At 72.6% G+C, this 19,679-nt stretch carries 18 protein-coding genes; 5 read left to right on the top strand and 13 right to left on the bottom strand.

Annotated features, from left to right (window positions below; all coding sequences use genetic code 11):
• The first annotated feature begins 82 nt into the window (after nucleotides 1-82).
• Complete coding sequence (locus OG389_RS08530) at nucleotides 83-979, top strand: DUF4231 domain-containing protein (RefSeq protein WP_328297855.1); 897 nt, start codon at nucleotides 83-85, stop codon at nucleotides 977-979.
• Nucleotides 980-1,004: 25 nt separating this feature from the next.
• Here the strand turns inward: OG389_RS08530 and OG389_RS08535 are convergent, their stop codons facing one another.
• The 5 genes from OG389_RS08535 to OG389_RS08555 all read right to left on the bottom strand — a co-directional run bounded on the left by OG389_RS08535 (nucleotide 1,005) and on the right by OG389_RS08555 (nucleotide 5,815).
• A complete protein-coding gene (locus OG389_RS08535; protein WP_328297856.1) occupies nucleotides 1,005-1,484 on the bottom strand; it encodes a hypothetical protein in 480 nt (159 codons plus the stop codon).
• A gap of 102 nt (nucleotides 1,485-1,586) precedes the next feature.
• Nucleotides 1,587-2,411 carry a S1 family peptidase gene (locus tag OG389_RS08540; RefSeq protein WP_328303611.1) on the bottom strand — a complete coding sequence of 275 codons (825 nt, stop codon included), beginning with the start codon at nucleotides 2,409-2,411 and terminating at the stop codon, nucleotides 1,587-1,589.
• A 195-nt stretch (nucleotides 2,412-2,606) separates the two neighbouring features.
• Nucleotides 2,607-3,476, bottom strand: a complete 870-nt coding sequence (locus OG389_RS08545; RefSeq protein WP_328297857.1) for a DUF1684 domain-containing protein — start codon at nucleotides 3,474-3,476, stop codon at nucleotides 2,607-2,609.
• Between the two features lie 124 nt (nucleotides 3,477-3,600).
• Nucleotides 3,601-4,434, bottom strand: a complete 834-nt coding sequence (locus OG389_RS08550) for a S1 family peptidase (RefSeq protein WP_328303613.1) — start codon at nucleotides 4,432-4,434, stop codon at nucleotides 3,601-3,603.
• A 226-nt stretch (nucleotides 4,435-4,660) separates the two neighbouring features.
• The gene (locus OG389_RS08555; protein ID WP_328297858.1) at nucleotides 4,661-5,815 is read right to left on the bottom strand and encodes a DUF5685 family protein; all 1,155 of its coding nucleotides are present in this window, start codon (nucleotides 5,813-5,815) and stop codon (nucleotides 4,661-4,663) included.
• Between the two features lie 283 nt (nucleotides 5,816-6,098).
• On the opposite strand from OG389_RS08555, the gene OG389_RS08560 reads away from it, so the two are divergent.
• Nucleotides 6,099-6,551: a cell division protein SepF gene (locus OG389_RS08560; RefSeq protein ID WP_328297859.1), complete on the top strand. Its 453-nt coding sequence runs from the start codon at nucleotides 6,099-6,101 to the stop codon at nucleotides 6,549-6,551.
• Between the two features lie 61 nt (nucleotides 6,552-6,612).
• On the opposite strand, the gene OG389_RS08565 is transcribed toward OG389_RS08560, so the two are convergent.
• From OG389_RS08565 to OG389_RS08575, 3 genes are all read right to left on the bottom strand, one after another.
• Nucleotides 6,613-7,782, bottom strand: coding sequence for an acyl-CoA dehydrogenase family protein (locus OG389_RS08565; protein WP_328297860.1), 1,170 nt, complete (start codon nucleotides 7,780-7,782; stop codon nucleotides 6,613-6,615).
• Nucleotides 7,783-8,312: 530 nt separating this feature from the next.
• On the bottom strand, nucleotides 8,313-9,434 hold the full coding sequence (locus tag OG389_RS08570; protein ID WP_328297861.1) for a phosphatase PAP2 family protein: 1,122 nt from the start codon (nucleotides 9,432-9,434) through the stop codon (nucleotides 8,313-8,315).
• A gap of 294 nt (nucleotides 9,435-9,728) precedes the next feature.
• Nucleotides 9,729-10,844, bottom strand: a complete 1,116-nt coding sequence (locus OG389_RS08575; RefSeq protein ID WP_328297862.1) for a glycosyltransferase family 39 protein — start codon at nucleotides 10,842-10,844, stop codon at nucleotides 9,729-9,731.
• A gap of 243 nt (nucleotides 10,845-11,087) precedes the next feature.
• Here OG389_RS08575 and OG389_RS08580 point away from each other — a divergent pair, with 243 nt between their 5' ends.
• Nucleotides 11,088-12,791, top strand: coding sequence for an MFS transporter (locus tag OG389_RS08580; RefSeq protein WP_328297863.1), 1,704 nt, complete (start codon nucleotides 11,088-11,090; stop codon nucleotides 12,789-12,791).
• 195 nt (nucleotides 12,792-12,986) lie between these two features.
• Here OG389_RS08580 and OG389_RS08585 read toward each other — a convergent pair whose 3' ends face one another.
• Nucleotides 12,987-13,676: a transglycosylase family protein gene (locus tag OG389_RS08585; protein ID WP_328297864.1), complete on the bottom strand. Its 690-nt coding sequence runs from the start codon at nucleotides 13,674-13,676 to the stop codon at nucleotides 12,987-12,989.
• Nucleotides 13,677-13,962: 286 nt separating this feature from the next.
• Here OG389_RS08585 and OG389_RS08590 point away from each other — a divergent pair, with 286 nt between their 5' ends.
• Complete coding sequence (locus tag OG389_RS08590) at nucleotides 13,963-14,757, top strand: hypothetical protein (protein WP_328297865.1); 795 nt, start codon at nucleotides 13,963-13,965, stop codon at nucleotides 14,755-14,757.
• 284 nt (nucleotides 14,758-15,041) lie between these two features.
• Nucleotides 15,042-15,437 (top strand): hypothetical protein, encoded by a 396-nt coding sequence (locus OG389_RS08595; RefSeq protein WP_328297866.1) that lies wholly within the window; start codon nucleotides 15,042-15,044, stop codon nucleotides 15,435-15,437.
• A gap of 15 nt (nucleotides 15,438-15,452) precedes the next feature.
• Here OG389_RS08595 and der read toward each other — a convergent pair whose 3' ends face one another.
• From der to OG389_RS08615, 4 genes are all read right to left on the bottom strand, one after another.
• Complete coding sequence (gene der / locus OG389_RS08600) at nucleotides 15,453-16,913, bottom strand: ribosome biogenesis GTPase Der (RefSeq protein ID WP_328297867.1); 1,461 nt, start codon at nucleotides 16,911-16,913, stop codon at nucleotides 15,453-15,455.
• Between the two features lie 75 nt (nucleotides 16,914-16,988).
• Entirely contained in the window at nucleotides 16,989-17,576 is a 588-nt protein-coding gene (locus OG389_RS08605) for a lysophospholipid acyltransferase family protein (protein ID WP_328303615.1), read from the bottom strand.
• Between the two features lie 56 nt (nucleotides 17,577-17,632).
• Nucleotides 17,633-18,340 (bottom strand): (d)CMP kinase, encoded by a 708-nt coding sequence (gene cmk / locus OG389_RS08610; RefSeq protein ID WP_328297868.1) that lies wholly within the window; start codon nucleotides 18,338-18,340, stop codon nucleotides 17,633-17,635.
• Between the two features lie 105 nt (nucleotides 18,341-18,445).
• Nucleotides 18,446-19,534, bottom strand: coding sequence for a prephenate dehydrogenase (locus OG389_RS08615; protein ID WP_328297869.1), 1,089 nt, complete (start codon nucleotides 19,532-19,534; stop codon nucleotides 18,446-18,448).
• Between the last annotated feature and the right edge of the window lie 145 nt (nucleotides 19,535-19,679).

Raw genomic sequence — 19,679 nt, forward strand, 5'->3', positions numbered from 1 at the left:
GCGGCTCCCGCCGGGGGCCGCCCCCGCACCTCCCCGATACACGCACAACCAGCAGACTGGGGGGTTCGCTGTGAGTGACAGCATGACCTTTCGCAACGAGGACCTGCCGGCCCTCTTCCACCACACCGACCAGGCGGCGATCTCCCGGCAGCGGGAGTCCACGCAAGCCACCCGCGCCCAGCTGATGCTGCTCGTCGCGGCAGCCGGGGCCGCCGCCCTGCCCGAGGGGCCGAAGCTCGGCTCGATGTCCCTGACCGGGCTGTTCAGCGTGCTCGCCTACGCCGGGGTGCTGGCCGTGGGGGTGCGGGCCACCAGGCGCCGGGCCCGCCCGCAGTGGCAGCTCAACCGCAGCGCCGCGGAGTTCATCAAGTCGCTGGCCTGGCGGTACGCCGTCCACGGCGCCCCCTTCGGCAGCGATGTGCCGGGGGCCGAGGAGACGTACCGCACCCGGCTGGAGGCGGGGCTGAACGAGCTGCGGAAGATGGGCTGGGAGGATCCGCGGACCGCCGGGCTGGTGCCGGAGGGCGGGGAGATCACCGGGGCGATGTTCAGGCTGCGGGGGCTGGGCTACCAGGTCCGTAGGGAGACCTACGTCCGGGACCGGCTGATCGAGCAGCGCAACTGGTACCAGCGCAAGACGGAGGTGTCCCGCCGTGCGACGGCCCTGTGGTCGTGGTCGATCGTGCTGCTGACCTGTCTGGCGCTGCTGTTCGCCCTCTTCGGGGCGTTCGGATCGGGTCCGGGGCCGACACTGACCGCGCTGCTGAGCGCGGCGGCGACGGCCGGCATCGCGTGGAACGAGGTGCGCCGCCACCACCCGCTGATCGAGGCGCACACCCTGATCGAGCAGGACCTCTCCGCGATGATGGTCGTGATGCAGACGACGATCACCGAGACGCAGTGGCCGGGCGCGGTCTACGAGACCGAGCGGTACGTCTCTCCGCAGCACACGGACTGGCTGGCCCGGCACAGCAGTTGAAGCCGGCCGCGGTACGGCGTGGCCCTCAGTCCCGGGCCACGCCCTCGCGCCAGATCACGGTGACCGGTTTGCCGAGCGCGCGGGCGTAGGCGACGATCTCGGCGGTGCCGCCGTGCCCGCGGGCGGGCAGTCCGTCCCAGACTGCGACGAGCCGGTCGCAGGAGTCGGCGATCCAGGTGCCGGCCGCGTAGTAGGCCTCGTCGGTGGAGCGGGCGAAGTCCATCCGGACCTCCTGGGCGGCCCGGCGCTTGAGCCCCAGGTACCGGTCCAGGGCGCCGGGGTCCCCGAAGCCCTCCTCGTAGTCCTCGCTGGGGATGACCACGGTGAGGTCGGCGCCGCATTCCAGGGCGATGGCGGCGAACAGCTGGTCCGCTCCCTCGGCGAGGCTGGAGAGGGCCTCCAGCGGCCCCTCGTGGCCCCCCAGTACGGCCCGCAGGCCCGCCTCCACATGGCCCAGCGCCTCGTCCGGAATCGACCGGTGCCCGGTCACGCCGATTCGCTTCATGCAGAAACCTGCTCCCCCCTTGGAGACGGACGCCCTGGACATCCTCCCAGAAGGCCGGAGGACGTCCAGGGGTGCGACGGGGGCGCACGGGTCGTGGCGGCCCTAGTACACGCTGACCCCGTACGCGTTGAGTGCCTCGACCACGGGCTGGAAGAACGTGGTGCCGCCCGAGGAGCAGTTGCCGCTGCCGCCGGAGGTGAGGCCGACCGCGCGGGCGCCGGAGTAGAGCGGGCCCCCGCTGTCGCCGGGTTCGGCGCAGACGTTGGTCTTGATCATCCCGTAGACGATGTCACCGCCGCCGTAGTTCACGGTGGCGTTGAGTCCGGTCACCTTGCCGCTGTGGATGCCGGTGGTGGAGCCGCGCCGCGTCACGGACATGCCGTTGGTGGCGTTGACGGCGCTGGTGATGTCCTGGCCGCCGACGGCGCCGGGCGGCACCGGGGAGTTGCTGGCGTACTTGATCAGGCCGTAGTCGTTGGTCGGGAAGCTGGAACCGACGGTGGACCCGATGACGGTGGTGTGCGAGGAGTTGGTCCACCAGGTGCCCGCACCGTCGGTGCAGTGACCGGCGGTCAGGATGTAGTAGGTGCTTCCGCTGCGGACGTTGAAGCCGAGCGAGCAGCGCCAGCTGGCGGCGTAGATGGCGTCGCCCCCGGAGAGCAGCTTCGTCAGCCTGCCGGGGGTGCGTTCGATGCGCAGAGCGGCCGCGTCGGCTCCGGCCTCGCGGCGGATCCTGGCGAGGTCGCCCGCGGAGACCGTGGAGTCGACGGTGACCACCAGGCTGCCGGTGGCGGGGTCGGTGTGCCAGGCGGTGCCGGCCACGTCGGCACGCAGGACCGAGGCCCCGGCGGTGGCGAGCCGGTCGGCGCTGAAGCCGCCGTCGGCGTGCGCGGTGGCGGGCGCCGCGAGGGCGGCCACGGCGGCCATGCCCGTGGCGACGGCGAACAGCCTCGAACGGATGATGCGGGTGATCCTCACTTGTCGTCCTCCCGAAGGGGATCGGGGGCCCGGCCTGAGTGGGGTGCCGGAGCCCGTGGAGGGCGGCCGGGGGCGCGGCGGACGTGACGCTGTTCGACGTGCCCCTGACAAGCCCCGAGAGACGCTGACGGGAGTGTCCTGGCGTCAGATACCGCTAGCAAGGGCGTCTTTCAGCCGCCGCTCGCCCGCCGCGATCTCGAAGGGCAGGGTGTTGCCGGGCGGGGGGAAGGGGCAGACGAAGTGGTCCGCGAAGGCACAGGGAGGCAGCTGGACCCGGTTGAGGTCCACGGTGATCAAACCGTCGGCGGCCGGGATCCCGGGCTTGAGGAACCGGAACCGGTAGCTGGAACGGCCGCCGGTGGCGTCGCCGACGACCGCCCAGAGGCTGCCGTCCTCCTCGTCCACCGCGACCCTCAGGGTGTGCCGCGCGCCCGCGAAGCCGAAGCTCAGCTCGCCGCCGAGGCCGAGCCCGCGCGAGCGGCCGTCGACGTTCTCGACCTGGACGGTCCGGTTCTCGCCGTACGGGCTGAAGTGCCCGGGCACCGCGTACGCCGGATCGTAGGGGGTGGCCTCGATCCCGGTGAAGGCCGCTCGGCCCGGGGCGGCGGGGTCGAAGACGCGTACGGCCCAGTCCCCTTCGCGCCGGAGCACGACGAGCCGTACGTCCCCGGCGCCGAGCCGCGAGCCGGAGGGCGGGGTCCCGTCGGCGGCGAGCACGGCGGACCCGGTGAAGGGCTCGCCGTCCAGGCTGATCCCGTCACCCGGGCCGGCGGTCAGGGCCACCCCGTCGCCGGTGGCCCGCCAGCGCCCCGGAACGGCGGGAATTCGACCGTCCGGGTAGTCGGCGAGCCAGTGGGTGCCGGTCAGCGACAGGGGTCCGTAGGGCGCGGACACGCCGGCCACCCGGTGCTCGTGCCACTGCTTCCAGGCGACGGCCGGGCCGGCCGCGCCCTCCCGGTCGTCCACGTCGTCCCGGTCGTCCACGTCGTCCACGTCGGCTGCGTCAGCGCTCATGCCGCCCAACCCTTCCACACCGGCTCCGCCGGAAACCCGAAAGGCTCACCCATGGACACGAACGCACGGGACCTCCCCCCGGAAGACGGGAGGAGGTCCACGTTCGAAGCGGTGGTGCCTGGGTTTAGTAGACGGTCAGGCCCCAGTGGTTGAGCGCTTCCACGACGGGCTGGAAGTAGGTGGTGCCGCCGGAGGTGCAGTTGCCGCTGCCGCCGGACGTGAGGCCGACCGCGCGGTTGCCGGAGTAGAGCGGGCCGCCGCTGTCGCCGGGCTCGGCGCAGACGTTGGTCCGGATCAGGCCGTAGACGATCTCACCGTTGCCGTAGTTCACGGTGTAGTTGAGACCGGTCACCTTGCCGCTGTGGGTGCCGGTGGTGGAGCCGCGCCGCGTCACGGCGAGGCCGTTGGTGGCGTTGATGGCCGTCTTGATGTCCTGGCCCGCGACGGTGCCGCTGTGCTTGACGTTCTTGTTGTCGTAGCGGATGAGCCCGTAGTCGTTGACCGGGAAGCTGCCGCTCTGGGCCTGGCCGATCTTCTGCGAGCGCGAGGCGTTGGTGTACCACATGCCCGCGCCGCTGGTGCAGTGACCGGCGGTCAGGATGTAGTACGTGCTGCCCTTGCGCACGTTGAAGCCGATGGAGCAGCGCCAGGACGTGGTGAATATCGCGTCACCACCCGTGGTGAGCTTCGACAGCTTGCCGTGGGTGCGCTCGATGCGCACCGCCGAGGCGTTCGCCCCGGCCTCCTTCTTGATCTTGTCCAGGTTCGCGTCCGAGACGGTGGAGTCGGCCGTGACCACGAGCGTGCCGGAGGCGGGGTCCGTGGCCCACGCCGTGCCCGGGACGTCGGCGCGCAGGACCGAGGCCTCGACCGCTGCGAGACGCTCGGCATTGACGGCGCCACCGTTCGGAGCCTCGGACGCCGACGCGGGAACCGCGAGGGTGGCCACTGCGGTCATACCGGCAGCCACGGCGAACAGCCTGGAACGGAAGATGCGTTTGATTGTCACTTATTGTCCCCCCGGAAAGGTTCGAAGGCCCGGATGCAGGTGCGGTGCCTGAGCCTGTACGGGTGCCCGGAGACGTGCCGAACGAACAACTTTCGACGCGGCCCTGACAACCCTCGTAAATGCTATCGAATGTTTTCCGCCGTCAGGCACGTACGGCAAGACCGTCTTTTGGCCATCAGCAGTCGCAACCGCAGCCGTCACAGCAGCAGCCGTCGCAGCAGCAGCCGTCACCGCACCCGTCGCACGGGCAGTCGCAGTCGCACGCGTCGCACCAGGGGTCCTTCCGCTGGCGGGACCACGGTCCCTCGTGCTCCGTGCAGCACAGCTGGCAGGTGCAGAACAGCCCCAGGGCCACCGCGCAGCCCGACAGCAGGTCGCGCCGCGGCCTCTGCGGGGGCGGCGGCGGGCCGAAGTCCACCGGGGGCGGGCCGAAGCCGCCCTGGCCGGCCGGGCCCGTCGCGGTATGGGCGCAGCCGGCCGTCCCGAAGGCCCGGTCCACCGAGGTGCGCAGCTCGTGCACGAGCAGCCGGTGGGCGAGGCCCGCGTCGGCGAACTCCACCTCCCGCAGTGCCAGCCGGATGCCCTGGAGGGAGTCGTCACAGAGCCTGCGCGCCTCGGCGCGGGAGGTCCCGGTGGCGGTCAGCGGGTTCCAGGCGCCCGCCGCGGCGTCGGCGGCCTGGTCCTCGACGGCGTCGAGGAGGTGCGCCAGCCGCCCGAAGTGGCGTCCCGCCTCGGCGAGCGCGGCGGCGTTGCCTGGCCGCCCGGCCAGGGTCGCGGTATGGGCGAAGGCCGCGGCCGTCGCGGTCTCGGTCGGCTCGGTCACGACGAGCACCGGGGTGCCCGCGCCCGCCAGGGTCTCGATGCCCGCCTGCCGGTCCACGGCGTCCACGAGCACGGCCGTGTCGAAGCCGAGCGAGGCTCCGGTGCGGGCGCCCGCCCGGTCCCAGCCCCGGGCCACCCGGCGCGCCGCGAGGGCGATCGGGGCGCGGGCCAACAGCCCGTCCCGGTCCGCCACGTGGTCCCGTACCTTCGCGGAGGCCAGCACGAGCGAGACGGCGGCGGCGAGCCTCGCCCCCTCGCCGTTGGCCACCGCGGCGGTGCGCATCCCGCGCAGTGGACAGGGCCCGGCGGTGCGCCGGGAGCTGGCGGCGGGTCCGGACTGAGCCTCCGTCAGGACGGAGACGAGCAGCCCGTCGTAGTTGGTCACGATCCTCGCGAACTGACCGTGGTCACCCCTAAGTGCCAGGCACAGCCCGCAGAGATGGGCCATCCACTCCGCCTTGAACCGCTCTCCGAGCCGGTGCGTGCAAGGTCTGACGATGCCGAACAAAACGATTCCCCCGTGTGTCATACGCGTGCTCGACGGGCATCGTAGCGAGACCGCCCGTCACCCGTACGTCCCCCTCGGTCACCCTTACGGCCGCACTGGTCGTATTTTCACTCAGTCAGCAGCGGTAGCCGCCTGGATCCTTGACCGTGCAACGGATGTTCTGCACCAGTACCGTCACGAAACCCCTGCGCGGCGACTATCCACTTGGCGCGTTGTCAGCATCATGGACGACGATAGGGACGCGGAAGAGAAGACAGACTGACCGCGATGAAAGGAGGCGTCCATGGGTTCGGTGCGCAAGGCGAGTGCCTGGCTGGGTCTCGTAGAGGACAGCGACGACGAGCGTTACTACGACGACGACTACGCGGAGGCCCCGCAGGGGGGTTCGGTGGTCGGCCCCGGCGAGCAGTGGGTCACCGACCCGCGCGTCAAGGTGGCCTCGGAGTCCGCCGTCGAGCAGGGCCGCCGCATCGCGACGGTCACTCCGGACGGTTTCCGTGACGCGCGCGGCATCGGCGAGCTGTTCCGCGACGGGGTCCCGGTCATCGTGAACCTGTCCTCGATGGACCCGGGCGACGCGAAGCGCGTGGTGGACTTCGCGGCCGGTCTGACCTTCGGTCTGCGCGGCTCGATCGAGCGGGTGGCGACCAGGGTCTTCCTGCTGACCCCGGCCGACACCCAGATCGTGAGCGGCGAGCCGGCCGGCCGCTCGCGCGACTTCTTCAACCAGAGCTGAGCAGGGCCCTCACCGGCCGCACCGGCCTTCCCCGGCCCAGCCGCCTCCCGGCCCTCCCGGCCTAACGGAAGGCGTCGAGCCCGGTGAGTGCCTTGCCCAGCACCAGCTGATGCATCTCGACGGTGCCCTCGTAGGTGAGGACCGATTCGAGGTTGGTGGCGTGCCGCATGACGGGGTACTCGAGCGAGATCCCGTTGGCACCGAGGACGGTCCGCGCGGTGCGACAGATCTCGATGGCCTCGCGGACGTTGTTGAGCTTGCCGAAACTGATCTGCTCCGGCCGCAGGGTGCCAGCGTCCATGCGCCGGCCCAGGTGGTGGGCGAGCAGGATCCCCTTGTGGAGTTCCAGTGCCATGTCCGCGAGCTTGGCCTGGGTGAGCTGGAAGCCGCCGATGGGCCTGCCGAACTGCTCGCGCGTCTTCGAGTAGTCGAGCGCCGCCTCGAAGCTGGCGCGCGCCGCGCCCATGGATCCCCACACGATCCCGTACCGCGCGTGGCTGAGGCAGCCGAGCGGCCCCTTGAGTCCGGTGACGCCCGGGAGCACCGCGTCGGCGGGCAGCCGTACGTCGTCCATGACCAGCTCGCTGGTCACCGAGGCGCGCAGGGACCACTTGTGCTTGATCTCCGGGGCCGAGAAGCCGGCGGTGTCCGTGGGCACGGCGAACCCGCGGATCCCTTCCTCGGTCTGCGCCCAGACCACGGCCACGGCGGCCACCGAGCCGTTGGTGATCCACATCTTGCGGCCGCTGAGCACCCAGTCGGTTCCGTCGCGCTTGGCGTGCGTACGCATCGCGCCGGGGTCGGAGCCCACGTCCGGCTCGGTCAGCCCGAAGCAGCCGATGAGCTCGCCGGCGGCCATGCCGGGCAGCCAGCGCTGCTTCTGGTCCTCTGAGCCGTACTTCCAGATCGCGTACATCGCGAGCGACCCCTGCACGGAGACCAGGGAGCGGATCCCGGAGTCGGCGGCCTCCAGCTCCAGGCAGGCGAGCCCGTACTGGACGGCGCTCGCTCCGGCACAGCCGTACCCCTGGAGTGACATCCCGAGCGCCCCGAGGGAGCCGAGCTCCTTCGCGAGCTCCCGGATCGCGGGCAGCTCACCGTTCTCGTACCACTCGGCGATGTGCGGCAGCACCCGGTCGGCGGCCCAGCCGCGGACGGTGTCCCGGATCGCGAGGTCCTCGGGCGTGAGGAGCTCGTCGAGCCCGAGCGGGTCGGTGGGGACGAAGGACATGGAGCCTCCTGGCAGGCCGGGATCGCAAAACCTAGCGCCGCAAGTTTGTCGTCCCGTCCAGCCGCGGTCCACCCGCTCCGGGTGTGACCCCGGTCCTGCACCCGAGGGGACGGGCCCGGGCGGCCCCGGCGGCCGGCCCCGGTGTTCCCTCGATTCACCTCCTTCTGATCGGGTGTGAGTTCGAGGTCGCCCAACCCCCGGGAACCTCCGGCAAGTGAAGAAGATGTAAGGAAGTGGAGGGGGACCGAAGTGGAGTCGGACCACAATTCCTGGAAGTTCTGAAGGAATTCGAAAGAGAATTCACCCCGGGCGTGTCGCGGCACGGGAAATGAAAGGTCCGGACGAAGTCGGCGCCCACACGACTGTCGACAATCCGTGACACAAGCGTGACCCGGTACGGAGGAACGTCCGGGCGCCGGGCTGACGCACCGTGCCTTTTCACCACCACGGTCCGCGCCAATGACCACGGCGGGCCCCGGTCGTCGACCGGGGCCCGCCGTGGGTGCGGAAGGGGTGCGTACCGTCCGGGGTCAGCCGCCGGTGGCCGGGCGGGCCGCCGCACCGCGCACCGGGGCGCGTTCGGCGTGGACCGGGCGGCGGCTGCCGGCCGGCGTGGCCGGGGTCCGCTCGGAACGGATCAGGTGGGGACGGGCGGAGAGGTGGGTGGCGGGCCGGGCCGCCGGGGAGTGCCCGGGGGCCGCAGCCGACGCGGCGGCCCCGACCGGAACCGGCGCGGCGGGCTCCGCCGGTGCCGGGAGCGCCGGCTGACGCACGGGCGCGAGGGGCTCCGCGGTCGCGGGCGCCACGGGGGCGGGCCGGAGCCGCCACTTGCCGCCCGCGGAGAGCAGCGGGACGAGTACTCCGGTGAGGGGCTCGGGCACCCGCCCGGCCTCCACGCGGCTGCGCAGCCGCGCCCGCACGTCGAAGACGTAGGCCTCGACCCCGGCGGTGAGCGGCTCGCACCACGGCAGCGCCAGCAGTACGAGCAGACCGGCGGACCAGCCGAGCAGGACGTCGCTGACCCAGTGGGTGCCGAGGTACACGGTGGTGGCGCCGACGCTCAGCGAGACCACGGCCGACACCAGGGAGAGCACCCGCCGGGTGACCACGGTGGAGGCCAGGTAGGCCAGGATTCCCCAGGTCACCACGGCGTTGGCGGTGTGGCCGGAAGGAAATATATCGCCGCCCGCGAAGAGTTCGGCGGAGCCGATCTGCGTCGCGTAGTGGGGGCCGAGCCGGCCGAGGCCGAGCTTGACGGCGCCCACAGTGATGTTCAGCAGCAGCAGCGCCACGCCGAGGGTGATCAGCGGGCGGAGGGTGTGCTGGCGCCAGGAGCGCCAGCCGAGCCAGGCGGCGACCATGACCGCGGTGGGCCCGCGCTGGCCCAGGACGACGAGGTAGTCGAGGAAGGCGTGCAGCTGCGGCCACTGCTCGTAGGGCCGGAAGAACATGACCTGCCAGTCGAGGCGTACGAGCCAGGAGGTGGTCAGGACCGCGACGACGATCGCGAGGTAGAAGGCGAGGGTCGCTCCGAGGAGCACGACGCGGTGCCGGCTCATCCGCGGTGTTTGCAGATGAGCCGGTCGCTCTGGTTCCCGGTCCAGCCGGGCGAACACCCGCTCCAGTCTGGGCAGGATTTGGTCGGTACGCACTCAATCGACGTTACCGCGCGTCGATGGGCGGCCCGGTCAAATCCCCGGCTTTGTGATGACCATGTGATGTGGAGTTGGTCTCACGCGGGACTTAATTCCCGGTATTCGGACTTTGGTTGGAGCCACCCGGTCGCTTCGCCCGGCCATTTCTTCACATACTTAGGCCGCGTTTATCGCCCCAGGTCAATTGTTTTGCTCAAAGATGGAACGGAATGATCCCTTCCGTGGTGTCGGCCCCGGGACGGCCCGCGCCCGACCCCGGGGACCGCCGCGGTGCGGCCCCCGGCCCGCCCTCTACGGAGGCCCCGAGCCGTTCAGCCAGAAGGCCCCGTACACCGCCGAGGCCACGGCGCCCGCGCCCAGTACCGCGGCCGCCCGGCCCGTCCGCCACCCGGCCAGCGCCACCGCCGGCGGGAAGAACAGCGGGAAGGCGGGCAGCAGCAGCCGGGGCTTGGAGCCGAAGTACCCCGACGCGCACAGGGCCAGCGCCACCACGATCCCGGCGTACACCAGCAGCGCCGCCGGCTGGCGCCGCCGTACGCAGAGCACGTAAAGCCACACCACCAGCGCGACCCCTGCGATGAGCCCGATCCCGGCGGGGAAGGCCGGGGAGGCCAGGCGCGCCCCGATGAACCGGGCGAAGGCCAGGCCGCCGTCGAAGCCGTTGCCCCAGCCGCCCTGGACGTCCAGGTACCCGGTCAGCCCGCCGCCGGTGCGCGCCCCCACCCACAGCACGTACGCCGCCGCCCCGAGCGGGGCCAGCAGCGCACCCGCCACCGGTCGCCAGGAGCGCTCCCCGCGGCGAAGCGCCAGGGCGGCGGCCACCCACACCGCCGCGACCACCGCGGCCCCGACCGGGCGGGTCAGCCCGGCACCGGCCGCGAGCAGGCCGGCGGCGAGCCAGTGCCCGCGCAGGACCGTGTAGAGGCCCCAGGCGGCCAGCGCGGTGAACAGCGACTCGCTGTACGCCATCGACTGCACGATCCCGACGGGCAGCGCGGCCCAGATCCCGACGGCGAACACCCCGGCCCGGCGGCCGTGGACGAGCTCGGCGACCGCGAAGATCCCCCAGGCCGCGGCGAGCCCGGCGAGCGCCGAAACCACCAGGCCCGCGGATCCGTGGCCGAGCCCGGTGACGGCGGAGACCAGCCGCTCCAGCCAGGGAAGCAGCGGGAAGAAGGCCAGGTTCGAGTGGACGCCGCCGTCCGGCAGCACCACCTCGTACCCGTACCCCTCGGCGGCGATCCGCGCGTACCAGAGCGAGTCCCAGCGCGCCGAGAGCAGCGTGTGGGCACTGCTGCCGGCCACCGCCCCCCAGACCACGAGCACGACCAGACCGAACAGCCGCACCGCCGCGAACACGGCAAGGGCGGGCGCGGCCCGACGAAATCCAAGATCTCTCACGGGCATGATTATCGAGGCCGGGAGCGGTGGCACGGGGGGAGGAGGAGGCTCGGTGGAACGAGTGGCGCACACCACACGGCAGCCTGTGCCGGGATGAGAGCTTGACCACGTGTCGGAGAGCCGAACTCGCGTACGCTGACTCTTCACTCGCGTGTCGACGCCGGACCCCGTAGGACGCCACCCTCACCCCCTGTGGCCCCGAAAAACGCTGGTCCGCCGAGTGCGAGGGCTCACCTGGGAGGTACATGCATGTCGACGAACGTGGCCGGCGACAGGATTCCTTCCCCCTGGCAGCGACTGCGGCGACTCGGCGCGGCCTCCGGCGGGGCCAACCGCTGGGCCGTCCTGGCGGTCCTCTGCGTGAGCCTGGTGCTCGTCGCGCTCGACGCGACGATCCTGCACGTCGCCGTCCCCTCCGTCACCGAAGACCTGCGGCCCGGCCCGATGGAGCTGCTGTGGATCGTCGACGCCTACCCGCTGGTGTGCGCCGCCCTCCTCATCCTCTTCGGCACCCTCGGTGACCGCGTCGGCCGCCGCCGCGTCCTGCTCCTCGGCTACGGACTCTTCGGCGCGGCCTCGGCCGTCGCCGCTCTCGCCGACAACGCCCAGGTCCTGATCGCCGCCCGCGCCCTGCTGGGCGTCGGCGGCGCGATGATCATGCCGGCCACCCTGTCGATCCTGCGCCAGGTCTTCCCCGACCGGCGCGAACGGGCCCTCGCCATCGGGATCTGGACCGCGGTCGCCGCCGTCGGCGCGGCCGGCGGACCGGTCCTCGGCGGCTTCCTGGTCCAGCACTTCTGGTGGGGCTCGGTCTTCCTCATCAACATCCCACTCATGATCATGCTCCTGCCGTTGGGGCGGTGGCTGCTGCCCGAGTCCCGGGGATCCTCGGACGGGCCGTGGGACGTGCTCGGCGCCCTCATGGCCGCCGCCGGTGTGCTCGGCGCGGTGCTCGGGGTCAAGCGGATCGGCGCGGAGCGCCAGCTCGCCGACCCCCAGGCGCTGGTTCCGCTACTGGTCGGGCTCGGGCTGCTGGTGCTGTTCGTGCGGCGGCAGAAGCGGCGCGAGCACCCGCTGATCGACATGCGGATGTTCTCGCGGCCGGCCTTCACCACGTCGGTGGGCTGCATCGTGCTGGCCATGCTGGCGCTCGTCGGGCTGGAACTGATCGCCGTCCAGTACCTCCAGCTGGTGCTGCACCTGAGCCCGCTGGAGACGGGGCTGCGCCTGCTGCCGCTCACCTTCGCCGCGATGGCGGCGGGCGCCACCGGCTCCTACACGCTGGCCCGGACCGGGCCGCGCAGGATGGTCTCGCTGGGCTTCGTCCTGACGGCGTTCGCGGTGCTGCTGCTGACGTTCATGGGGCAGCACGACCGGCCGGTGCTGCTGACGGTGGGCTTCATCCTGCTCGGCTTCGGGCTCCAGACCACACTGTTCGCGGCCTACGAGTCCATGCTGAGCGAGGCTCCGGCGGCGACGGCCGGCGGCGCCGCCTCGATCGGCGAGACCTCGTACCAGCTGGGCGCGGGCATGGGCATCGCACTGCTGGGCAGCGTGATGAACGCGGCCTACGCGCCGGGGCTGGCGGCCGTACCCGGGGTGTCGCCGGCCGACTCGGCCGGCGCCGCGCACTCGCTGGGCGAGGCCTACCAGATCTCTGCGCGGCTCGGGGGGCCGGTGGGCGAGTCCCTGCACTCTGCCGCCCGGCACGCCTTCGTACACGGACTGCACGTGACGCTGGTCGTGAGCGCGGCCCTGCTCGTGGCGGGCGCGGTGATGGCGCTGAAGCTCCCGCGCGCGATGGAGTGCGCGGAGACCGACGCGGCCCGTGACGCCGGGCCCGTACGCCTGCCCGCGCAACAGGGCCCCGAGGGGACCCCGGCCCCGACCGGCCCCCGCATCCCGACCCAGCCCTCCCCGGACACCGACCCGGCCCTGGGCCACCGGGCCTGACCCCTCCGGGCGTCGCCGTCACCGGACGCGGCCCCGTCGCCGGGGGTCCGGGCGGAGCTGAACCAGCCCGTCCGGCGTTCGAGGAACGGGTCCGGGCAGCGCCCGGGGAACGGGGGAAGGGCGGGTAAGGGACCTCCGCCCCGCAGGGCAGCCCGCCCGCACCCGCCCGCTCACTGCCGGGCCCCGGCCCGGCGGCTACGCCCTCCCGGGCACGGACGCCGCCGGACTCGCGGCGGGCACCGCCCCGGCGGACGGCACAGGACCGGCGGAAGGCACAGGACCGGCGGAAGGCACCACAGGAGCCACCACAGGAGCCGAGGGAGTCGGAGGAGCAGCAGGTGCCGCCGGCGGCAGCGCCAGCAGCATGCCGATCCGCAGGACCTCCGGCCGCAGGCCGATCACCGCCCGGTTCGCCTCGTACAGCGCCTGCCAGCCACCCTTCACCCGATGCCTGCGCGCGATCGCCACCAGCGTGTCCCCGCTCCGCACCACGTGCATCCGCCCCGCCAGCCCGTACCGCCTCGCGCACACGGGCCAGGCCTCCCACCCCTGGCTCCCCAGTACGTCCTCCGCCACCCTGATCTGCTGGTCCCGCGTCGCCAGGTCCGCCCTGCGCGCGAAGAGCAGCCCCCCGTGCTCCTCCCACGTCGGCTGCCAAAACTGCAGTCCGCCGTAGAAGCCGTTCCCCGTGTTCACCGCCCAGCGGCCGCCGCTCTCGCAGTCGGCCACGCAGTCCCAGGGCCACTGCCCGCCGGGACCGCAGTCCACCGCCAGCCCGGACCCGCCCGGCCTGGGCGGGGGCGGCGCCGCGAACGCCACCGCCGACGCCAGCACGAGCAGCAGTGCCGCCGCGCCCACCCCACCCGGAACCCTGAAGTTGCGCATCGCGTCACGCTACGCAGCCCCGTACCGCCCCCGGGTTCGCCACACCGCGGCCCCCGCGACCCCCACCCGCTCGGCCCACCGCCGAAACGGCCAGCACCGACCATCAACTGCGCACAACCAAAAAAGAGTTGGCACGAAAACAACGGCCCGGTCGGACCGTTCACTCTTTCGGGGGTCAGGTTCGATTCCGTTCCCTCAAACGGCGTGACCCCGGCCGCCGCTCCCCCGTTGAGCCCGGCGAGCCGGAACCCCCCGGCCCCGCACGCCTAGTCCGAGGAGCCACCCCGTGCCGCGCATGCTCGAAGTCAGTGATGAGGTACGTGCCGAGATCGGCGACGAGGAGGCCGAGCGACTGCTGGCCGGTGACGGGTCCCCCGGCAGTTACGACTGCACTTCCTGCCGCACCCCGGGCGACTCCGAGCGCGAGCAGACCAGCACCGTCCTGTTCGTCGGCGACGAGACCGCGGTCCTCGCCTTCGCCCACGCCGGCTGCATCCCCTCGCAGGTCGTCTCCGTACCCGAGGCCGACCTCCAGGGCGCCGTCCGCTCCATCACCGGGGACAGCCCCGCCCCGGGCTCCCCCGGCGCGGACGTACCGCAGTCCGTGCCCGGCGGCCAGGCCGTCCTCGGCATCACCAGCGGCCTGATCCTGATCAACGGGGAGCTGCACCCCGCCCTGGTCGTGGAGCCGACCGCGCCCATCGCCCGCCCCGGCACCACCGGTCCCGGCGACGACTTCCTCCCGCTCCTCATCGAGCAGGGCTTCATCCCCGTCACGGACACCGAGGAGCTCCCGACCGCGCTGAGCGGCTGGTCGATCCTGCTCGCCGCCGGACAGCTGCACTCCGTGCTCCAGCCCGGCCAGGTCGCCTGGTGGCAGGCGCACAAGCCGCTGTCGGTCACCGACGGCTGGCGCGCCGCCGTCAACAAGACCCAGCGTGTCCTGGTCTACGCCGCCCCGGTGGACTCCATCGGCCAGCAGCCCCGCGAGGACCTGCTCCGCGACGCCCTGGACAAGGCCGCCCGCAACGGCAAGCTGGTCGCCGCCTCCATGCCGCTGGCGGGCACCCCGGGCGCCTGACCCTCCCGGGCGCCCCGCCGCCCCGGGGGTCCCGTGGCCCCGGCGGCCCGGAATCCCCGAATCCCCGAATCCCCGAAAGCCTTCCGTCCCAGGAACGGCCGTCCGCTCCCCGTCCGGGGGCCGGGCGGCGTGCGCCGGGGGTGCGCGGTCCGTCCCGCGCACCCCCGGCGATCTGCGTTTTCCGCCCCGTCACCCCGCATCCGCGGGGCGCCCGTTTCGTTGGCTGATACGTGCATTCCTACGATGTCTCCCGCGCCCCGTCCTATCCGAGCAGCGTCCCCCAGATGCGCCCCGCACGGGAGCTGGAGAGCGCCCCGGCCGCCTCGCACACGCCCATCTACGACACGCTGTACTCGGAGTACCTGCGCGCCTTCCGAGCCCTCCCGGGCGACCGCACCGGCGAGGAGGACCTCGGCTTCACGGCGTTCTCCTACGGAGGTCCGTACAGCGGCGGCGGCGCGTACGGCACGGGATCCGGCAGCGTCCCCGCGGGCTCCTACGGGAGCGGCTGGAACGGTTCCGCATGGCAGCAGGCCGACGCCTGGCAGCCCTCCTACACCCCGCAGCCGCAGTACTCGTACGCGGGCTCCGGCTCCGGATACGCGAACGGGCGGCAGACCCAGACCGGGATGCAGCACATCCCGGCGGCCCTGCCGCCCGCTCCGCGCCGGGGCTACTAGCCCCGGCTGGCCCCACTACATCTTTCGCTTGTGCTGCGCTCCGCGCTTCTCGCGCACGCGGACCGAGATGTGGATCGGGGTCCCCTCGAAGCCGAACTCCTCGCGCAGGCGGCGCTCGATGAAGCGGCGGTAGCCGTGCTCCAGGAAGCCCGAGGCGAAGAGGACGAACCGCGGCGGCTTGCTGCCCGCCTGCGTACCGAACAGGATGCGCGGCTGTTTGCCGCCACGGATCGGGTGCGGGTGGGCGGCGACGACCTCGCCGAGGAAGGCGTTCAGCCGGCCGGTCGGGATGCGGGTCTCCCAGCCGGCGAGAGCGGTCTCGATGGCCGGGACCAGCTTCTCCATGTGACGGCCGGTGAGCGCCGAGACGTTCACCCGGGGCGCCCAGGCGACCTGCTGCATCTCGGTCTCGATCTCGCGCTCGAGGTAGTAGCGGCGCTCCTCGTCGAGCCCGTCCCACTTGTTGTACGCGATCACGATCGCGCGGCCCGCCTCGACGGCCATGGTGATGATGCGCTGGTCCTGGACGGAGATGTTCTCGGTCGTGTCGATCAGGATGACCGCGACCTCAGCCTTCTCCACGGCGGCGGCCGTACGCAGCGAGGCGTAGTAGTCGGCGCCCTGCTGGAGGTGGACCTTCTTGCGGATGCCCGCGGTGTCGATGAACTTCCAGGTGACCCCGCCGAGCTGGATCAGCTCGTCGACCGGGTCGCGGGTGGTGCCGGCCATCTCGTTGACGACGACCCGGTCCTCCTTGGCCACCTTGTTCAGGAGGGAGGACTTGCCGACGTTCGGGCGGCCGATGAGCGCGATCCGGCGGGGACCGCCGATGGCGGTGCCGAAGGTCTGCGCGGGCGCCTCGGGCAGGGCTTCCAGGACGGCGTCGAGCATGTCGCCGGTGCCGCGGCCGTGCAGCGAGGAGACCGGGTGCGGGTAGCCGAGGCCCAGCGACCACAGGGCGGCCGCGTCGGACTCGCCGCTCTGGCCGTCGACCTTGTTGGCGCACAGCACGACGGGCTTGCCGGCCTTGCGCAGCAGGCGGACGACGGCCTCGTCGGTGTCGGTGGCGCCGACCTTGGCGTCCACCACGAAGACGACGGCGTCGCAGGCCTCGATGGCGTACTCGGCCTGGGCGGCGACGGAGGCGTCGATGCCGAGGACGTCCTGTTCCCAGCCACCGGTGTCGACGACCTTGAAGCGGCGGCCGGCCCACTCGGCCTCGTAGGTGACGCGGTCGCGGGTGACGCCGGGCTTGTCCTCGACGACCGCCTCGCGGCGGCCGATGATCCGGTTCACCAGGGTCGACTTGCCGACGTTCGGGCGGCCTACGACGGCGAGGACGGGCAGCGGGCCGTGACCGGCCTCCTGCAGAGCGCCTTCGACGTCCTCGATGTCGAAGCCCTCTTCCGCGGCGAGCTCCATGAACTCCGCGTACTCGGCATCGCCAAGTGCTCCGTGGTCTTGCTGGTCGTTCATGAAGTCCGTTCCTCGTCGTTCGTGGTGGTCGGTGGGGCCCGCGCAGCGCGGTTCCACTACTAGGTCAAGTCTCGCTCAGCGCCCGGTGAGGCGCTTGGCGTCGGCCAGGTGGGCGGTCAGCCGCTCCTGGATGCGTACGGTGGCCTGGTCCAGCGCGGTACGGGTACGGCGGCCACTGCCGTCCCCGGCGTCGAAGGCGTCTCCGAAGACGATGTCGACCCCGCTCCTCAGCGGCGGCAGCGCCTTCACGACGCGCCCGCGGCGATCGGTGCTCCCCAGTACGGCGACCGGCACCACGGGGGCGCCGGAACGGACCGCGAAGTACGCGAGGCCCGCGCGCAGCGAGGCGAAGTCGCCCTCGCCCCTGGTGCCCTCGGGGAAGATCCCCAGTGCCCCGCCGTTCTCCAGTACTCCCAGCGCGCGGCTGATCGCTCCGCGGTCGGCGCCGGAGCGGTCCACCTTCACCTGCCCGATCCCTTCGAGGAAGGGGCCGAGCGGGCCGACGTACGCCTCCTTCTTGATCAGGAAGTGCAGCGGCCGGGGGGCGGTGCCCATGACCATGGGTCCGTCGATGTTGTGCGAATGGTTCACGGCCAGGATCACGGGGCCGGTGGCGGGGACCTTCCAGGCCCCCAGCACGCGCGGCTTCCAGAGGCCGTACATGAGCCCGATGCCGATCCGCCGGCCGACCGCCGCACCCTTGAGGGAGGGCGTACCACTCACGTGCGGCCCGCCCGCTTCTCCTCCACCAGGGTGACCACGCACTCGATGACCTGGTCGAGCGTGAGCTCGGTGGTGTCGACCTCGACGGCGTCGTCGGCCTTGGCCAACGGGGAGGTGTGGCGGCCGGAGTCGGCGGCGTCGCGCCTGATCAGCGCCTCCTTGGTGGCCGCGAGGTCCGCGGCCTCCTTGCCGCGCAGCTCGCCGCTGCGGCGGGCGGCGCGGGCCTCCGGGGAGGCGGTGAGGAAGATCTTGAGGTCGGCGTCGGGCAGGACGGTGGTGCCGATGTCCCTGCCCTCGACGACGATGCCGTCGGCCTCTTCGGCCGCCTCGGCGGTGATGGAGCGCTGGAGCTCGGTGATCAGGGTGCGCACCTGGGGGACCGCGCTGACGGCGCTGACCTTCGAGGTGACCTCCTGGGTCCGGATCGGGCCGGAGGCGTCCTGGCCGTCGACGGTGATGGTGGGCGCGGACGGATCGGTGCCGGACACGATGGCGGGCTTGCCCGCCGCGAGGGCGATCGCCTGCGGGTCGTCGGTGTCGATCCCGTTGGTGATCATCCACCAGGTGATGGCCCGGTACTGGGCGCCGGTGTCCAGGTAGCGCAACCCGAGCTTGGCGGCCACGGCCCTGGAAGTGCTGGACTTGCCCGTGCCGGAGGGACCGTCGATGGCGACGATCACGGCGGTCGGAGCTGCGGTTTCCACGGTGCGGGCACCTTCCTGGTTGCGCGTACGTGTCCGGGCGCGCCAATAGCGCCCCTCCTCCAGGTTACCGGGCTTTTCGGCGCCGCCCGCCGGGTCCGGGCAACCCTACGGCTGACGCAGTGCCCAGCCGCGTTCGCGCAGCTCGGCCTGGAGGCTGGAGACCGCCCGGGGTTCGACCATCAGCTGGACCAGGCCCGCCTGCTGGCCGGTCGCGTGCTCGATCCGTACGTCCTCGATGTTGACCCCGGCCCGCCCGGCGTCGGCGAAGATCCGCGCGAGCTCGCCCGGCTGGTCGGAGATGAGTACGGCCACCGTCTCGTAGACGGCCGGGGCGGCCCCGTGCTTGCCCGGCACCCGGACTCGGCCCGCGTTGCCGCGGCGCAGGACGTCCTCGATGCCGGCCGCCCCGCCCCGGCGCTTGTCCTCGTCGGCGGACTGCAGGCCCCGCAGGGCTTCCACCGTCTCCTCCAGGTCGGCGGCGATCCCGGCCAGCACGTCAGCGACCGGTCCCGGGTTGGCCGAGAGGATCTCCACCCACATCCGCGGATCGGAGGCGGCGATCCGGGTCACGTCCCGGATGCCCTGCCCGCAGAGGCGTACCGCGGTCTCGTCGGCCTCCTCCAGCCGGGCCGCCACCATGCTGGAGACCAGCTGCGGGGTGTGCGAGACCAGTGCGACGGCCCGGTCGTGGGCGTCGGCATCCATGACCACCGGGACGGCCCGGCAGAGCGCGACCAGCTCCAGCGCCAGGTTCAGCACCTCGTGGTCGGTCTCCCGGGTCGGGGTCAACACCCACGGACGGCCCTCGAAGAGGTCGGCCGAGGCCGCGAGCGGCCCGGACTGCTCCTTGCCCGCCATCGGGTGGGTGCCGATGTACGCCTTGGTGTCCACGCCCAGCGCGTCCAGCTCCCGGCGCGGTCCGCCCTTGACGCTGGCCACGTCCACGTAGGCGCGTGCCAGGTCCCGGCCGATCGCGTCGGCGAGGGCGGCGGCCACGTGGGCCGGCGGTACGGCGATGACCGCCAGGTCGGCCCTGCCCTCGTAGGGCTCCTCGGTGCCGGCGCCGAGCGCGGCGGCGGTACGGGCCTGCCCGGGATCGCGGTCGGCCAGGTGGACGGCGATGCCGCGGGCGGCCAGGGCGAGCGCCGCGGAGGTGCCGATCAGTCCGGTTCCGATGACGACGGCGGTTCTCACGGGGTGCTCTCCAGGTGTGACAGGGGGGTGCGACGGCGGTGCCTGCCTCAGGGTAGCCAGGGTGGACGGCACGAGGGCCCGGCGGTCCGTCCGCTGGGACGGGCCGCCGGGCCCTCGGGGGCCGCTGTCCTGCTGGGCGCGGGGG

Source organism: Streptomyces sp. NBC_00435 (assembly GCF_036014235.1).
Taxonomy (GTDB): Bacteria; Actinomycetota; Actinomycetes; order Streptomycetales; family Streptomycetaceae; genus Streptomyces.

Coding starts and splice junctions, on each gene's coding strand:
- OG389_RS08530 (WP_328297855.1), top strand. CDS start 83: ATGACCTTTCGCAACGAGGACCTGCCGGCCCTCTTCCACCACACCGAC.
- OG389_RS08535 (WP_328297856.1), bottom strand. CDS start 1,484: ATGAAGCGAATCGGCGTGACCGGGCACCGGTCGATTCCGGACGAGGCG.
- OG389_RS08540 (WP_328303611.1), bottom strand. CDS start 2,411: ATGGCCGCCGTGGCCGCCCTCGCGGCGCCCGCCACCGCGCACGCCGAC.
- OG389_RS08545 (WP_328297857.1), bottom strand. CDS start 3,476: ATGAGCGCTGACGCAGCCGACGTGGACGACGTGGACGACCGGGACGAC.
- OG389_RS08550 (WP_328303613.1), bottom strand. CDS start 4,434: ATGACCGCAGTGGCCACCCTCGCGGTTCCCGCGTCGGCGTCCGAGGCT.
- OG389_RS08560 (WP_328297859.1), top strand. CDS start 6,099: ATGGGTTCGGTGCGCAAGGCGAGTGCCTGGCTGGGTCTCGTAGAGGAC.
- OG389_RS08565 (WP_328297860.1), bottom strand. CDS start 7,782: ATGTCCTTCGTCCCCACCGACCCGCTCGGGCTCGACGAGCTCCTCACG.
- OG389_RS08575 (WP_328297862.1), bottom strand. CDS start 10,844: ATGCCCGTGAGAGATCTTGGATTTCGTCGGGCCGCGCCCGCCCTTGCC.
- OG389_RS08580 (WP_328297863.1), top strand. CDS start 11,088: ATGTCGACGAACGTGGCCGGCGACAGGATTCCTTCCCCCTGGCAGCGA.
- OG389_RS08585 (WP_328297864.1), bottom strand. CDS start 13,676: ATGCGCAACTTCAGGGTTCCGGGTGGGGTGGGCGCGGCGGCACTGCTG.
- OG389_RS08595 (WP_328297866.1), top strand. CDS start 15,042: ATGCGCCCCGCACGGGAGCTGGAGAGCGCCCCGGCCGCCTCGCACACG.
- der (WP_328297867.1), bottom strand. CDS start 16,913: ATGAACGACCAGCAAGACCACGGAGCACTTGGCGATGCCGAGTACGCG.
- OG389_RS08605 (WP_328303615.1), bottom strand. CDS start 17,576: ATGTACGGCCTCTGGAAGCCGCGCGTGCTGGGGGCCTGGAAGGTCCCC.